A 17767-nucleotide genomic window follows, 5' to 3' on the forward strand; every position below is an offset into this window, starting at 1 on the left:
TTAATAAGATTTTTGAGAGGAGAGTTTATTAATTTTTCAAAAAAAAATCTTATGATTTACAGCTAAAAAGAGCCATAATTATAACTGTTCTATTAAAAATGCATAGGATCTAATCACTTCAATACGGGCAGTAATTTTATCAGTCAGGAGATTATATGGTTTCATTAAGGGATAATATAGAAGCACAACCCTTGTCACATAATAGAAGAATAAGAAAAAACTTCGGTCACATAAATTTAGTAGCAGATATACCGAATTTGATTGAAATTCAAAAAAATTCATATGAAAAAAATTTTCTACAGTTAAATATTAAAGATTCTGAAAGAAAAAATAAAGGTTTACAATCTATATTAAACTCAATTTTTCCTATTTCAGATTCCTCCAATATTGCTAATTTAGAATTTGTAAAATATGAATTTGATACTCCAAAATATGATGTAGAAGAATGCAGTCAAAGAAGTTTAAGTTATGCTGCTCCTCTTAAAGTTACTTTAAGGTTAAGTATTTGGGATATAGATGAGGATACCGGTACTAGAGAAATTAAAGGGATTAAAGAGCAAGAAGTATATATGGGTGATATCCCATTAATGACTAAAAACGGTACTTTTATCATTAATGGTACAGAAAGGGTAGTTGTATCGCAAATGCATCGCTCACCTGGCGTATTTTTTTATCATGATGAAGGAAAAGTCCACTCTTCCGGCAAGCTTTTATATTCTGCTCGTGTTATTCCATATAGAGGATCTTGGCTTGATTTAGAATTCGACGCTAAAGATGTTATTTATTTTAGGATTGATAGAAAAAGAAAGCTTTATGCTACTACTTTGCTTAGAGCTATAGGTATGAGTACTGAAGAAATTATAAAATTTTATTATAATTCAGTAACTTATAAGCTTGTTAAAAATAAAGGTTGGGCGGTTAAATTTATACCTCAGCATATTACTGCTCATCGTTTAACAAGTAATTTAGTAGATGCAGATACTGGAAATGTTCTACTAAAGGCAGGACAAAAAATTACTCCGCGTTTGGCTCAAAAATATTTTGGTGAAGGTCTTAATAATATTTTAGTAGCTCATGAAACTTTAATCGGCCAATATCTATCCGAAGATTTAAGAGATCCTGTAAGCGATGAAGTATTAGCAAAAATCGGTGAAATGATAACTAGCGATATGCTAAATGTTATTAATGATCTTAAAATTAAAAATGTTAACGTATTAGTAATCAATCCTCAATCCGGTCCATATATAAGAAATACCTTATTTGCTGATAAGAATCAGGACCGTGAGGCAGCATTATGTGACATTTTTAGAGTTTTAAGACCCGGTGAACCTACTAATATAGAAGCGGCTGAAAGCCTGTTTTATAATTTATTCTTTGATGCAGAAAGATATGATCTTTCAGAAGTCGGACGAATAAAAATGAATTCTAGGTTAGAGCTGAATATTTCTGAAGAAGTTACGGTTTTAACAATTGATGATATTAAAAATATCGTAAGAGTTTTAGTGGAGCTTAAAGACGGTAAAGGTATAATAGACGATATTGATCATTTAGGTAATAGAAGGGTTAGATCGGTAGGTGAATTGATAGAAAATCAATTTAGAATAGGTTTAGTTCGAATGGAAAAATCTGTCATTGAAAGGATGTCGGCAGGTGATGTTGATACTGTAATGCCTCATGATTTAGTAAATTCCAAAATTTTAGTTTCAGTCGTAAAAGAATTTTTTAGTACTTCCCAATTATCCCAATTTATGGATCAAACAAATCCATTATCGGAAATAACTCATAAAAGAAGGCTGTCGGCACTTGGTCCTGGAGGTCTTAGTCGAGATCGAGCAGGTTTTGAGGTGCGTGACGTACATCCGACTCATTACGGGCGTATTTGTCCTATTGAAACACCTGAAGGTCAGAATATCGGGTTAATTAATTCTATGGCTACTTACGCTAGGATAAATAAACACGGTTTTATAGAGAGTCCGTATAGAAAAGTGAAAGATGGGCGTGTAACCGATGAGGTGATATATCTTTCTGCTATTGAAGAAGGTAAATACAAAATCGGACAAGCAAATTCTAAAGTTGATAAAGATGGAAAGCTGCAAGGAGAGTTTATCAATTGTCGTGTTGAAGGCGGTAATTTTGTAATGGTAGAACCGCATGAGGTAGATTTTATTGATGTGACTCCTATGCAGGTAGTATCGGTTGCGGCTTCTCTTATACCTTTCCTAGAAAACGATGATGCTAACCGTGCTTTGATGGGATCAAACATGCAAAGGCAAGCTGTTCCTTTAATTAAAACGGACGCACCTTTTGTAGGTACCGGAGTTGAAGGGGTAGTAGCTAAAGATTCTGGAGCGTCGGTGCTTGCATTACATGACGGTATTGTTGAGCAGGTAGATTCAAATAGAATCGTGATTAGAACTCTAGAACAAAAGATTGACGGTTCTCCTTCTGTTGATATTTATAATTTATTAAAATTCCAAAAATCCAATCATAATACTTGTATAAATCAAAAGCCTTTAGTTCAGGTTGGTCATTATGTTAAGAAAAACGATATTATAGCTGACGGTCCTAGTACGGATAACGGTGAAATTGCTTTAGGTAGAAACGTGCTTGTGGCTTTCTTACCTTGGAACGGTTATAATTTTGAAGATTCAATTTTAATATCTGAACGTATAGTAAAAGAGGATGTATTTACCTCGATTCATATTGAAGAATTTGAAGTAATAGCTAGAGATACACGCCTTGGTCCTGAAGAAATTACCCGTGATATACCGAATGTAAGTGAAGAAGCGTTGCGTCATCTTGATGAAGTCGGAATAATTTATGTAGGTGCAGAAGTAAAAGCCGGTGATATTTTAGTCGGAAAAGTAACACCGAAAAGTGAATCGCCTATTACTCCTGAAGAGAAGCTGCTACGTGCTATTTTCGGGGAGAAAGCTTTTGATGTAAAAGATTCATCGCTGCATGTACCTTCTGGAGTTAGCGGAACTGTAGTAGAAGTAAGGGTATTTTCTCGTAGGGGTGTAGAAAAAGACCAGCGAGCTATTGCTATTGAAAAACAACAAATTGAAAAATTAGCAAAAGACCGAGACGATGAATTAGAAATTATTGAGCATTTTGTGTTTAGTTGGCTTGAAAAGCTTTTAGTAGGGCAGGTGATTATTAACGGTCCTAAGCAAGTAAAAGCAGGACAAACTATTACTACTGAAATGCTAAAAAGTTTATCTAAAGGGCAGTTTTGGCAGCTTACCGTGGAAGATGCAAATGTAATGAATGAAATAGAGCAGATAAAGACTCATTATGATGAGAAAAAAAATGCCCTCGATAAAAGATTTGCTACTAAGGTAGAGAAATTGCAAAGCGGTGATGATTTACCTCAGGGAGCTTTAAAAGTAGTAAAAGTATTTATCGCAACTAAGCATAAATTACAGCCTGGGGATAAGATGGCAGGAAGGCACGGAAATAAAGGTGTTATTTCACGTATCGTACCTGAAGAAGATATGCCATTTTTAGAAGATGGAACTGTGGTAGATATCGTTCTTAATCCTCTAGGTCTTCCGTCACGTATGAATATAGGACAGATTTTAGAAACGCATCTTGGGTGGGCATCAATAAATTTAGCAAAAAAAATATCTAACTTAGTAAAGGAATATAAAAATAAACATATAGGTATTGAGCAAATTAAGAAATTTTTACTTGAGCTATACGGAGAGAATATTAATTATATACTTGAAAGATCGGAAGAAGAGATTATCTCCTTCTGTAATACAGTAAGTAAAGGCGTACATTTTGCAACTCCTGTATTTGACGGAGCAAAAGTTCAGGACGTTAAAGATATGTTAAAACTTGCCGGTCAAGATCCTTCAGGACAAGTAAAATTAATTGACGGTAGAACCGGTGAATATTTTGACCGTCTAGTGACCGTTGGACAGAAATATTTGCTGAAGCTGCATCACTTAGTAGATAATAAAATTCACTCTCGTTCTATAGGACCTTATAGCTTAGTAACGCAGCAACCGCTTGGAGGTAAGTCTCATTTCGGTGGACAGCGTTTCGGAGAAATGGAATGCTGGGCATTACAAGCTTATGGTGCTGCTTATACGTTACAGGAAATGTTAACGGTTAAGTCGGATGACGTAAACGGTAGGATAAAAACTTATGATTCTATAGTACGTGGTGAAAATAATTTTGAATCAGGCATTCCTGAATCATTTAATGTTATGATAAAAGAATTTAGATCTTTATGTCTTAACGTAAAGCTTGAAGTAACTTCGAGTTAAATGTATATTTGGTCAATTTCAAGAATTGGCTATGTCGTCTAGCAAATTTTGTGGTGCTCACGTGTTAAGTATACGCTCCGCTCCTCGTCTTGTGGACTTCTTGCTCTTTTTGAAATTGACCTTCGTATACCTACTATTTAATTTGTTCGAAGTATATTGTTCTGCATAGTATTGGTCTTGTTGTATGACCCGAAAATCGTCATAGCGAACGAACGAAGTAGGTGTGGCAATCCAGAAAAATAAATTAATGTTATCCTGTGGTCAAGCCACGGAGTGACATTTTAGAGTACGAGTAATTTTTAAGGAAAAGTATTTATGAGCGTAGTAAATTTTTACGGACAATTAAGTAATACTCAACAATTTGATCAAATAAGGATTAATATAGCAAGTCCTGATCAGGTACGTTCGTGGTCTTTCGGTGAAGTAACAAAACCTGAAACAATTAACTACCGAACTTTTAAACCTGAAAAAGATGGTTTATTTTGTGCAAGAATTTTTGGTCCAGTAAAAGATTACGAATGTCTTTGCGGTAAGTATAAGCGGATGAAAAACCGTGGTATTACGTGTGAGAAATGCGGTGTTGAAGTTACGGTTTCTAGAGTAAGACGTGAAAGAATGGGGCATATTGAACTTGCTGCTCCCGTTGCTCATATTTGGTTTTTAAAGTCACTACCTTCAAGAATTAGTACGCTTCTTGATATGACAATGCGAGATGTAGAGAAGATTCTTTATTTTGAAAATTATGTAGTAGTTGATCCAGGGTTATCTATTTTACAAAAAGGCGAACTCTTAACAGAGGAAGAATTACAGAAAGCAAAAGATAAGTACGGTGAAGATGCATTTACTGCCTCTATAGGTGCAGAAGTAATACAACAAATGCTTAAAGAGCTTGATTTTTCAAAGTTAAAGCAAGAATTATATGAGGAATTACAAACTACTTCTTCAGAAGTCAAAAAGAAAAAATTAGTAAAGCGTTTAAAATTAGTAGAGGATTTTTTAGAGTCGGAAAACAAGCCGGAATGGATGATTATGGATGTTTTACCGGTTATTCCTCCTGAAATTAGACCGCTTGTGATGCTTGACGGCGGAAGATTTGCTACTTCGGATTTAAATGAACTCTATAGAAGAGTAATTAATAGAAATAATCGTTTAAAGAAATTAATAGAGTCAAAAGCTCCTGATATAATAGTCAGAAACGAAAAAAGAATGTTACAAGAAGCGGTGGATGCGTTATTTGATAACGGTCGTCGCGGTAGAGCAGCGAAAAATGCTAATAAGCGTCCATTTAAGTCATTAAGTGACATGCTTAAAGGTAAGCAGGGTCGTTTCCGTCAGAACTTACTTGGTAAAAGGGTTGACTATTCAGGACGTTCGGTTATCGTGGTCGGGCCTGAGCTTAAGCTCCATCAGTGCGGTTTACCTAAAAAAATGGCATTGGAGCTATTTAAGCCGTTTATTTATTCTAAGCTTGAGTTGTACGGTATTGCTACGACTATTAAAGCCGCAAAAAGAATGGTGGAAGCTGAAAAGCCTGAAGTTTGGGATGTGCTTGAAGAAGTCATAAGAGAGCATCCGGTTTTACTTAATAGAGCTCCGACATTGCATAGATTAGGTATTCAAGCATTTGAGCCACTATTAATCGAAGGTAAAGCGATTCAGCTTCATCCGCTTGTTTGTGCTGCGTTTAATGCAGACTTTGACGGTGATCAGATGGCGGTACATATTCCGTTATCGATTGAAGCACAGCTTGAAGCTAGGGTATTTATGATGTCTACAAATAATATCTTAAGCCCTGCAAACGGACGTCCCATTATTGTACCGGATAAAGATATAGTACTTGGTTTATATTATCTAACCCTTGCATTTGATAATGAAGTAGGCGAAGGGATGATGTTCTCAGATTTAGCTGAGATGGAACATGCTTTATATAATAAATTTATAACTATTCATGCAAAGATAAAATATCGTAGAAATCAGCTAAATGCCGAAGGTAAAATGGTCCCTGTTATTATTGATACTACTTACGGTAGGTTAATGGTTGGTGAATTATTGCCTTCTAATCCTAATATAGAGTTCAAGTTTATTAATAAACAACTAACTAAAAAAGATATATCATTAGTTATAGATTTAGTTTATCGCCACTGTGGTCAAAAAGCTACAGTAATTTTTGCCGATCAGCTAATGAAACTAGGTTTTAAATATGCTTGTTCTTCAGGTATTTCTTTTGGAATGGACGATATGGTAGTACCGAAATCTAAGAGTACTCATATCAATGAAACTCAGCTTGAAATAAAAGAATTTGAACAACAATATTCAAACGGTTTAATTACTTATGGAGAGAAATACAATAAAGTAGTTGATGCTTGGTCAAGATGTACCGATAGAGTAGCAAACGACATGATGAAAGAGATTGCTACGCCGCCGGTTAGTGATAATCCGAATCATCAAAAAATAAATGCTATATATATGATGGCGATCTCCGGAGCAAGAGGTTCTTTCCAGCAAATTAAGCAGTTAGGCGGTATGCGAGGCTTAATGACCAAATCAAACGGTCAAATTATACAAACTCCTATTATCTCTAACTTTAAAGAAGGATTAACTGAATTTGAGTGTTTTAATTCTGCTAACGGAATGCGTAAAGGGCAAATAGATACGGCTTTAAAAACGGCAAGCTCAGGTTACTTAACAAGAAAATTAGTAGACGTTGCACAAGATTGTATTATTACCGAAAAAGATTGTGGCACTGATAAAGGGATTGAAGTGAAGAGTGTTATTGAAGGGGGAGAAGTTATAGTACCTTTAGCTGAAAAGATTTTAGGTCGTACTGCTGCTATCGATATATTTCATCCTGTAACTAATGCTCTAATTCTCAATAAAAGCGAGCTTATTAATGAAGCAAAGTTAGAGCAGATTGAGTCGGCTGGACTCGACAGAATTATGATAAAATCCGTATTAACCTGTGAAAGTACTACCGGTATATGTAGCATATGTTACGGTAGGGATCTTGCTACCGGTACGTTGGTGTCAGAGGGTGAGGCAATCGGGGTTATTGCTGCTCAATCTATCGGTGAACCAGGTACGCAGCTTACAATGAGAACTTTCCATATCGGAGGAGCGGCAACAAAAGGTGCTGAAGTTTCTTCCGTAGAAGCTTCCTATGGCGCAAAAGTAAAAATTATAAATCGTAACGTTGTTATTAATTCAGAAGAACGCAAAATTGTTATGAGCCGAAATTGTGAATTATTATTAATTGATAATAATGGTAATGAAAAGGCTCGTCATAAAATTCCATACGGTGCTAGATTACTTGTTGATGAAGGTGATATGGTTATTAAAACTCAAAAACTAGCGGAGTGGGATCCTTATACTATACCGATTATCACGGAGAAATCAGGTAAAGTTTTATTCAAAGATATGGTTGATGGTATTTCTATTCGTGATGTAACTGACGAAGCTACTGGAATACCGAGTAAAGTTATTATTGAATCAAAGCAGTATTCACGCGGTGCAGAATTACGTCCGCGTATACAGCTTTTAGATGCTAAAGGTGAAGTTATCACCTTATCAAATGGTTTAGAAGCTAGATATTACTTGCCGGTTGGAGCAGTTTTAAGCGTAGAAGACGGAGTACAAATATCTGTAGGTGATATTATTGCACGTATACCAAAAGAATCAACCACTACTAAAGATATTACCGGTGGTTTACCGAGAGTTGCCGAGCTTGTAGAAGCAAGACGCCCTAAAGATCACGCAGTTATTGCTGAGGTTGATGGTAGAGTAGAATTCGGTAAAGACTATAAATCTAAGAGACGTATTATTATACATCCTATTGATGAAACAATGTCTATTGAGTATATGGTACCTAAAGGTAAGCATGTTGTAGTTAACGAAGGTGACTTTGTTAAAAAAGGCGATTTATTGATTGATGGTAATCCAGTACTTCAAGATATTTTAAAAGTAATGGGTGTAGAGGTTCTTGCAAATTATATTGTTAAAGAGGTTCAAGCCGTTTATCGTCTACAAGGTGTAAAGATTGATGATAAGCACATAGAAGTTATTATTCGTCAGATGTTACAAAAAGTAGAAATCACGGATTCAGGTGGCACTACCTTATTAGCAGGTGAAAAAATAGATAGACATGAATTCGAGGAGATAAATGAAAAAGCTATTAAAAACGGTTTAAAACCTGCTGAAGCACAATTAATATTACAAGGTATTACTAAAGCTTCTCTGCAAACTAGATCGTTTATCTCTGCGGCATCATTCCAAGAGACTACTAGAGTTTTAACGGAAGCAGCTATTGCGGGTAAAATAGATAAGTTACGAGGATTAAAAGAAAACGTGATAGTTGGACGATTAGTACCTGCTGGAACCGGTTACTTTATGGATAAAATGCGTAAAGCAGCTGTGAAGCTTGATGAAGAAAATGTATAAATATACTTGATGCTTGTAAGGCTTTATTGCGTGTATACTGAAAGTCGTCATTGGCGAACGACCTAAGAGTTGCTGCATGGCTCAATTTCACTACTGTTATACCGTGGCTTGACCACAGGATAACAGTGAAAAGTTCTGATTTACAGAATTTGTTTATTATTTTCTAGATTGCCACGTCGCTTCGCTCTTCGCAATGACGATCTATAGGTATCCACGCGGGGATAACTATAGTACAGGACAATTTTTATTCTATGTCATTCCTGCTTTCGCATGCATGACATAGAGAGCATTTATTAGTTCACGCAACAATACTTTCCTAGCTAGAAGTGGGAACCAAGCAAAATAACCTTTACGCATTATTAACAAAAAAAGCCTATAAAAAACTTAGTTTCTGTAGGCTTTTTCTTATTTCGTAGGAATGATTTTTAATAACAAGCAATCGGTGCTGTTAAATGCTCGTAGGTTTGGCCTAAATAAGGTACTGGTTGTTCAAAGATATACGTATCATTGTTATCATAGTTATAATTACCGTATAATTGTAATTTTGCTAAAGAATCTTCATATCGGGAATTTTCAAGCATTGCTTGATTTTTAGATATCTGAATTTCTTTTACACAACGTTCAACATAAGTTTTCAGTGCCTCTTGACACATTCCATCATATAAAGCTTTTAACATGAGTAAGTTTACTAATGGGTTAATACCATTATTTGCATTAGTAGTAATCGTAGCTTTTTCGTGTTTTTGATCAATAGACATTTTCTCAAACCCCGCTTCTAGAGGTAATTTAAACGTCGAGCCTAGAATTGTATCCTCACATATGTCTATATACGCTGCGGTGCTGTGTGCCGTATCTTCTTTAAATTCTTCTTCATAAGCTGGTTTAGAAAGATGTCTAACAGGCAATTCAGAAATTAAAGGCTCTTCATTACTGACTTCTACTTTCTCTATTTCAAGATTTTCTGATTCAGTATTGATTTTGTCTTCAAAATTTATCTCTGGGAAAAGTGCTTTCACATCCGTTATTTCAAGCTTTTCTCCTTTTTTACCTACTTCATAAGCTCTAGAAACAATTTGCTTATAAATAAAGTCAATTAATTCTCGTTTTGTTTGTATTTCATCAGAATAATTAATTCCTCCTTCATGCCAAAACTTTACTATTTTAGAAAAAGCAGGAATATATTTACCGATCTTTGCTAAAAATTTTTGTATAAATGTAGGTTCAATAAGAGGGGTTAATGTAGGGTTTTCTTCATATCTTTTAAATACATGCTCGACAATTTTAGGTATATTTTGATTTGCTTCTATTTCGTCAGGTAAGCCGTGTAATATTTTTTTGGCTATTGCTTGATCCATCTTTTTATACAAAATATTAACCCCTATCCATGTCCATGCAGGATTAGCCGTAAAACAAAGCTTTGTTACATAAAATGCTAGCGATATAGGTAGAGACAATAACTGTAAATAGTTAAGACAAGTATATCGTATTGGATGAGGCGTGAGTCTATAAATGTCACCCATATCTTGGTTTAGTTCACATGATGTTTTAATCATTGTATACTTCTGCTTAATTAAATGAGAAGTGATGTCATGTACTGGCATATTATTACTTAAATTTAACTAATTTCGTTAGCAAAATATAAAAAATATTAACATTTGTCAAATGCTATTTTAATGAAATTTTATTTTAAATCAATTAATAATACTTGCAAAGTTGTATCAAGATCAATAGAATTACCCAAAGTCAAAAGTAATATAAGGGATAAGTATGCTTAACATAAACTTTGTGAATGAAGAATTATCTACTAATCAAGGTATAGTAGTTTTTATTGATGAACAGTTAAAGCTTGATAGTAATTTAATAGGACTTGATCAACAACATCACGGATTAATTTCTAAAACTATTCAGAATAAACTGCAATTTACCGGTAAATATGGACAAATCAAGGTGATTCCGTCTGTCATTAAATCAGGTGAGGTTAAATATTTGATAATAGCAGGTCTTGGGAATGAAGAAAAATTAACTGAAGCAAAAATCGAAGAGTTAGGCGGCAAAATCTTACAGCATGCAACCAGTTGTAAAATTTCTACTATCGGCTTAAAACTTACAAATAGAATTAGTAGGTTTACATCTCAAACATTTGCATCTTTAGTTGCTAGCGGGGCGTTTCTTGCTTCTTACAGATTTGATAAATATAAAACTACCTTAAAAGAAGCAGAGAAGTTCGCAGTAGAGTCAATTGAAATTTTTACTGATAATAGCACTGAAACAGCAAAATTATTTAAAGTTAAAAAATTAATTGCAGAGGCAGTATTTTTTACAAGAGATATATGTAATGAACCGTCAAATATTAAAACTCCGCAAGTTTATGCTGAAAGAATAGTTGATATACTTGAACCGTTGGGAGTAGATGTTAACGTTATCGGTGAACGTGAGATGAAAAACCTTGGTATGAGTGCATTACTTGGGGTTGGTCAAGGTTCACAAAACGAGTCAAAATTAGTAGTGATGGAATATAAAGGCTGCAGTAAAGAGGCTCCGACTATTGCTTTGGTTGGTAAAGGAGTGATTTTTGACACCGGTGGCATTTCATTAAAACCGTCAAGTAATATGCATTTAATGAGATACGATATGGGAGGTTCTGCAGCAGTCGTGGGTGCTATGATTGCGGTTGCCGGTCAAAAATTACCTGTAAATATAGTCAGTGTTGTAGGGCTTGTAGAAAATATGCCATCCGGTAATGCACAGCGTCCAGGGGATGTGGTAACTACTATGTCAGGGCAAACTGCCGAAGTTTTAAATACCGATGCAGAAGGGCGTTTAGTACTTGCCGATGCAGTTTGGTATGCACAAGAAAAATTTAAGCCTAAATGCGTGATTGATGTTGCAACTCTAACAGGAGCGATAACTGTAGCACTCGGTAGTACATATGCCGGTTGTTTTTCCAATAATGATGAGTTAGCTGATAAGTTAATAAAAGTAGGGAAAGAAGTTAATGAAAAACTTTGGAGAATGCCTCTTGATGATGAGTACGATGCGATGATTAACTCCGACATAGCCGATATGGCAAATATAGGGAACGTACCGGGAGCTGCCGGCAGCTGTACGGCTGCACATTTCATTAAACGTTTCATTAAAGAGGGAGTATATTGGGCTCATTTAGATATAGCAGGCGTTGCAAATAGTAATAAAGCTTCAGCACTCGGTCCGAAAGGGGCAGTGGGGTATGGTGTTAGATTACTTGAAAAGTTTATCAAAGAATATATTTAACGTTATTCTTGCTTTTAGTGGCGTTGTTGCATAGCTTGTTTTTTTGTTGTCATACCGTGGCTTGACCACGGGATCCAATAATAATTAAGAATTTTATTAGTATTTTTAGTTGTTTTTTGGTACTGTGGTTAAGCCACGGTATGACACCGAGCAGATTTTGTTTATTCTGAATATAATTATGAACACAATAAATAAACCTTATATATTTGTTATAGGTAATGAAAAAGGCGGGGCAGGTAAAACTACCTGCTGCATGCATTTGATAATAGCTCTGCTTTATCAAAATTGCTCGGTAGTAAGTATTGATACCGATTCAAGGCAAGGTTCTTTAACAAGCTATTTAAAAAATCGAGATTTATATAATCAACAAAATCCTGATAAAGCCGTATTAGTACCAAAACATTTTCATATATCTGAAGGAGAGATAGAAGAGCAAGCTAAGCATTTTGAGCAGGTACTCAAAAATAATCCGGATGCCGATTATATAGTGATTGATACCCCAGGTAGTCATACTCCTTTATCAAGAGTTGCTCATTCTTACGCCGATACAATTATTACACCGATTAATGATAGTTTTCTAGATTTAGACGTAATAGCAACAATTGATAGCAATGATGAAATTATTAGCCCATCAATATATAGTCAAATGATTTGGGAACAGAAAATGGAGCGTGCTAGTCGTGATAAAATTAGTATAGATTGGGTAATACTTCGTAATCGTTTAAGTAATCTTGATGCATTAAATAAAAGACGCGTAGGGAATGTATTAGCTAAACTTGCTAAAAGAATTAACTTTAAACTTGCAGAAGGATTTAGTGAACGTGTAATATATAGGGAGTTATTTTTACAAGGTCTAACATTACTTGATCTAAAAACTGCAAAATATGATAGAGCATTTAATAGCTCACACGTGCTTGCACGTCAAGAATTACGAAATTTTTTAGCCTTTCTAGGTATTAAGGCTACGTTCAAAGGGTAATTTCTATACAAGTTTTTCTTGTATAAAGTTAAAAAATATATATAATAGGCAAAATTAATATGTTTTAACTTTATAAGAGAAACAAATGCCAAATGTTGCTGAAAATATTTCAAAACTACCAGAAGAACAAGAAAAAGTTAATAAGCTTGTTGATCAATACAAAAATTTAACTCCGGAAGAACAAAAAATTGTGGATAGAAAACTGAAGTTGCATTTTACAAAAGAAGAGCTAGAACAAGATGAGCTTAAATCAAGAATGCATAACATACGTAGTAATTTGTCCAATAAAGATCAAGAAAAACTACAAGCAGGTAATAATTCTATAGGTGAAATAGCAAAAGATGTATTATCGTTAGTTAAAGGCATAATAAATTTAGTAGAAAATGTTGCAGAGATAATTAAAAACCCTAAGAAAGCAATATATGAATGGATTAAAGGTGAGTTAAATCAAGTAAAACCTCAACAACAAAATTATCCGCAACTCCCATCAAAGCAAAAGGCTGCTGTAATATCAAGATAAAATTTTAGTTTTTATTTGCGAAAATTTACGATTTTATGTATATAATATAGGGGAAATCGTATAATAAAGAAATAAAAATGCATAAATACAGAACTCATAATTGTAGCGAATTACAAATATCCGATGTTGGGAAAGAAGTTAAATTATCCGGCTGGGTACATAGAAGAAGAGATCACGGTAATCTGGTTTTCATAGATTTACGTGATCATTATGGTATAATTCAAATCGTATTTACCGATCAAAATCCACAGCTTATGGAGGATGCTAGCCGTTTGCGTTATGAGTCGGTAATTACGGTAAGGGGTACAGTTGTAGCAAGGTCAGAGGACACAATTAATAATACGCTTCCGACAGGTCATGTTGAAGTGCTAGTTGTCGAATTTATTGTTGAGTCAGCTGCAGACACTCTACCTTTTGTTATTAATACCGAAAAAGACGCTCCGGAAGATTCAAGGCTTAAACATCGTTTTTTAGATCTTAGACGTGAGAAATTGCATAATAATATAATACTCCGCTCACAAATTATTTCTCATATTCGTCACTTGATGACGGCAAGAGGTTTTACCGAATTTCAAACGCCAATCCTAACTGCTAGCTCTCCTGAAGGTGCTAGGGATTTCTTAGTACCGAGTAGAATGCATCCTGGTAAGTTTTATGCATTACCGCAAGCACCTCAGCAATTCAAGCAACTCTTGATGGTTTCAGGCTTTGATCGTTATTTCCAAATTGCTCCTTGCTTTCGGGATGAAGATGCAAGAGCTGATAGATCACCTGGCGAGTTTTATCAGCTAGATTTAGAAATGTCGTTTGTTACACAGGAAGATGTATTTAGTACTATTGAGCCTGTGATGCATGATTTATTTACTAAATTTACGGATAAGAAAGTATCAGAGACTCCTTTCGTTCGTATTCCATATAATGAATCTATGCTAAAATACGGCTCTGATAAACCTGACTTACGTAACCCTATTATAATTGCCGATGTAACTGAGATATTTAGAGATTCCGATTTTACGATTTTCAGGGAAAATATTAAAAAAGGAAGCATAGTTCGTGCAATTCCTGCCTCTAAGGCAGCTACACTGCCTCGTAGTTTCTTCGATAAAATGATAGAGTTTGCGATATCAGAAGGAGCAGGTGGACTTGGCTATATTCAGTTTAGTGAAACCGGTGAAGCAAAAGGACCGGTAGCAAAATTCTTAAGCCCGCAGCAATTAGAGAGTCTAAAAGCTACAGCTAGTATTAGTAACGGTGATGCCGTATTTTTTGCTAGCGATAAAAAAGAAAAAGCTGTAGAGCTTGCAGGTAAGGTTAGAATAAGACTTGGTGAAGAGCTTGATTTACTTGCAAAAGATTGCTTTAAATTCTGTTGGATTACTGATTTTCCATTTTATGAATTAAATGAAGAAACAGGTAAGATTGATTTTAGCCATAATCCATTTTCTATGCCACAAGGTGGTTTGGAAGCCTTAGAAAATGCTAAAACAACTGAAGAACTACTTGAACTTAATGCATACCAGTATGATATTGTTTGTAATGGTATTGAGCTTTCCAGCGGGGCTATTAGAAACCATAAGCCAGAAATTATGTATAAAGCATTTTCCATAGCAGGTTATAGTAAGGAGGAAGTTGATAAGAGATTTGGTGGTATGATTAGAGCGTTTAAGTTTGGTGCTCCACCACATGGCGGAATAGCTCCCGGTATTGACAGGATCGTTATGCTACTCGCAGAAGCTACTAATATAAGAGAAATAATTGCATTTCCTTTAAATCAGCAAGCTGAAGATTTACTAATGAACGCTCCAAGCTATGTAGAAGATAAAGCTCTAAAAGAGCTAAGCATTATGCTATCACCGTCAGCTAGAAAAAATGCAGAGAAAGAATAAGAATTTATAATTGTTGCTTAGGGCTATGACATTGTTGTATGGTTATCTCAATCGTCATTGCGAGCAGGGTATGCAGGGTATATTGTTGCGTGGACCGGTAAAACCCACTGTATCACAACGTGGCTTGCTAACTAGGTCCATAAAAATAATAAACAAATATAATGATTTTAGTATTTTAACTGAATCACGTGGTCAAGCCATGGGATAACAGAGGTGAAATTGATCAACGCTTCCTCTCGCAATGACGTTGAAGGCATATCCTGAACAATGCCTATCTTTGTTTCTGATTTTCACTTTTAGCTTGTAATTTAGAGAATGCAATTTCTTTTACTGCTTCTACTCTTTTTTGCTGAATGCCTTGATTTCCTTTTTGTTTTAATATGTTGCCAATTTTTATACTTTCTGCTATCAGCTTCTGTGTATCATGAATTTTATTTAAATTTTTAGGAGAAATTTTTTTCATAAAATAGTTTGAAATGTTAGATAAACCTATCTTGTCACAAAAATTTCCCACCTTGTAATATATAGTATCTTTGGCATTTAATTTGAAAGATTTAGCATTTAATAAGTTGGTTGTATTTTCGATATTATCCTGATATTTTAAATCTTTCTTTATACCCTTAACATCCTGTTCAGTAAGATAATTTTCTTTTTTTAGCTCTTTCATTATATTGTCGTAGAATTTTGTTACTTTTTTATCGGTTACGTTTTTAGTTATTGCCTGCTTTGTAAAATCAACGATTAGTGACTCCAACTTTTCGCCTGTAGATTTATCTTGTGCACGCATTGATTTTAAAGGATCAAAAATTTCTACTTCTACTTTATCTTTCTTAACCTCAACTTCTTTTTCTTTCCATTTTCCTTCTAAATCTTTGCTCCATTGTTGTTCTTTGATTATTTCTTGTTTCAAGCCTATAGAAGTTTTAATTTGGTAATTATTTTCATACGCCCACTCTTTAGCATCTATGCCTTCAATTTTAATGTTATTATTTATTGCATAGAGTACCGGATCTTTTACAGGTGAGTGAGCGAAAGCCTCTAACCAACCCCCATTGTTAAATTCAGGTAAAACATTACTGAATTTTGTTACTATCTCAGCTCCTTTAGCAACTTCTTGCATATTAATAAGATTTTCTTTTATACTGCTTTTATAGTGTTTCCTCAAATCATCAAAATTTTTAATATTAGTGGATAACGCAATATTTTTTGGATCAAACCCAGCTTTTTTTAATTCATCAATTTTTTGATCAACTATTGTTTCCATCTGTTTCTCATCAAATTGACTTATCATTTGATTTAACGATTCGCTATATTTATCAATACTAAATGAGAAATTACCTGCTTTAATAGCAGCACTGTAGCCGACTCCAGGATGTGCAAACATTTTATTTGTTGATTGGATCATACTGCCAAAATCCTTATGAAATGCTAAAAAAGAGCGGCCGTGATCAATTTTGGTTATTGTTTTACCATCCTGCACCATTAAATTACCAGCATGATAATCTACTTCCCCCAGCATATGACAAGCAGCTATGGCTTTTTCAAATCCTTTCAGCTTTTTTAAATTTTGATCATTAGCTCTGACTCTAGTTTGACCTGATAAACCGGAAAACTCTGTTAGTGTTACAGCATTATCAAAAAATTTAGAACGTACATAAAGTGAATCAGGGTGTTTTTCATCTGCTTTTACCAACCCTTCTTTTGGTGCTCGATCATGTAATAAAAATTGATACATGGTGGAGCCTATTAATTCTTGTACCCCGTCTCTTCGGTCAGAAATAGCCTGTTTTCGTGCATTATTATCTTGTATTTTTTGGCATGCAGCATGAGTTTTATAAAAATGTTTTAAAATAAAAGTATTTCCTAGCTCATCTTTAGCAACATAACCGGCAGAAACTCCTGCTGCCTTTTTTCCTTTCTCCTCAAACTCAGTTTGCTGTGCTACTCTCTTATCACGTAGCATAGCATCAATTACTTTTTTAGGATCATTAGGATTTCTTATTTCTTCAAGTTTTGTGTAATCTGCGTTATATCGGCTATCCTCTAATCCAACTTGTCGTTTAATTGCCTCTTCCATAACTAAATGCTGTAAAAGAGGTGCATCGATTATTTCTCTGAATTCCCTGTATTTATCTCCTGGGAATGCATTTTTTATTATTGTTGTGACTTTAGCCAAACCACGACCATCCAAATTGGCTAATGCCATTTGATTAACATATAGACTTGCAGTAGTAGGTGATTGGTCCTTAGAAAGATCAATAGCAGATGAAGCAATGGCCTCGCAGGCTCTAGATATTTTGGCATTCAATTCTGTATCTTCTGTTTTTAGGACTTTAAAAAGTTGCTCTTGTAATAATAATTTCTGTTTAATTTGTTCTTTAGACATAAAATAAACCTGATT

At 34.6% G+C, this 17767-nt stretch carries 8 protein-coding genes; 6 read left to right on the plus strand and 2 right to left on the minus strand.

Features of this window, described 5'->3' with window-relative positions; genetic code table 11:
• The first annotated feature begins 155 nt into the window (after positions 1 to 155).
• Together rpoB and rpoC are read left to right on the plus strand one after the other, a co-directional pair.
• Positions 156 to 4277, plus strand: a complete 4122-nt coding sequence (gene rpoB / locus A452_RS0100515; RefSeq protein ID WP_014413179.1) for a DNA-directed RNA polymerase subunit beta — start codon at positions 156 to 158, stop codon at positions 4275 to 4277.
• Between the two features lie 315 nt (positions 4278 to 4592).
• Entirely contained in the window at positions 4593 to 8711 is a 4119-nt protein-coding gene (gene rpoC / locus A452_RS0100520) for a DNA-directed RNA polymerase subunit beta' (RefSeq protein WP_014413178.1), read from the plus strand.
• Between the two features lie 425 nt (positions 8712 to 9136).
• Here the strand turns inward: rpoC and A452_RS0100530 are convergent, their stop codons facing one another.
• Complete coding sequence (locus A452_RS0100530; protein WP_014413177.1) at positions 9137 to 10312, minus strand: palindromic element RPE1 domain-containing protein; 1176 nt, start codon at positions 10310 to 10312, stop codon at positions 9137 to 9139.
• Between the two features lie 166 nt (positions 10313 to 10478).
• On the opposite strand from A452_RS0100530, the gene A452_RS0100535 reads away from it, so the two are divergent.
• The 4 genes from A452_RS0100535 (at position 10479) to aspS (ending at position 15366) form a co-directional block, all read left to right on the plus strand.
• Entirely contained in the window at positions 10479 to 11981 is a 1503-nt protein-coding gene (locus A452_RS0100535) for a leucyl aminopeptidase (RefSeq protein ID WP_014413176.1), read from the plus strand.
• A gap of 178 nt (positions 11982 to 12159) precedes the next feature.
• A complete protein-coding gene (locus tag A452_RS0100540) occupies positions 12160 to 12960 on the plus strand; it encodes a division plane positioning ATPase MipZ (RefSeq protein ID WP_014413175.1) in 801 nt (266 codons plus the stop codon).
• A gap of 85 nt (positions 12961 to 13045) precedes the next feature.
• The gene (locus A452_RS0100545) at positions 13046 to 13480 is read left to right on the plus strand and encodes a hypothetical protein (protein WP_014413174.1); all 435 of its coding nucleotides are present in this window, start codon (positions 13046 to 13048) and stop codon (positions 13478 to 13480) included.
• 77 nt (positions 13481 to 13557) lie between these two features.
• A complete protein-coding gene (aspS, locus tag A452_RS0100550; protein ID WP_014413173.1) occupies positions 13558 to 15366 on the plus strand; it encodes an aspartate--tRNA ligase in 1809 nt (602 codons plus the stop codon).
• 271 nt (positions 15367 to 15637) lie between these two features.
• Here aspS and risK1 read toward each other — a convergent pair whose 3' ends face one another.
• The gene (gene risK1 / locus A452_RS0100555) at positions 15638 to 17752 is read right to left on the minus strand and encodes a T4SS effector phosphatidylinositol 3-Kinase RisK1 (RefSeq protein ID WP_014413172.1); all 2115 of its coding nucleotides are present in this window, start codon (positions 17750 to 17752) and stop codon (positions 15638 to 15640) included.
• Positions 17753 to 17767: the final 15 nt, after the last annotated feature.

This window comes from Rickettsia australis str. Phillips, from assembly GCF_000273745.1.
GTDB lineage: Bacteria > Pseudomonadota > Alphaproteobacteria > Rickettsiales > Rickettsiaceae > Rickettsia > Rickettsia australis.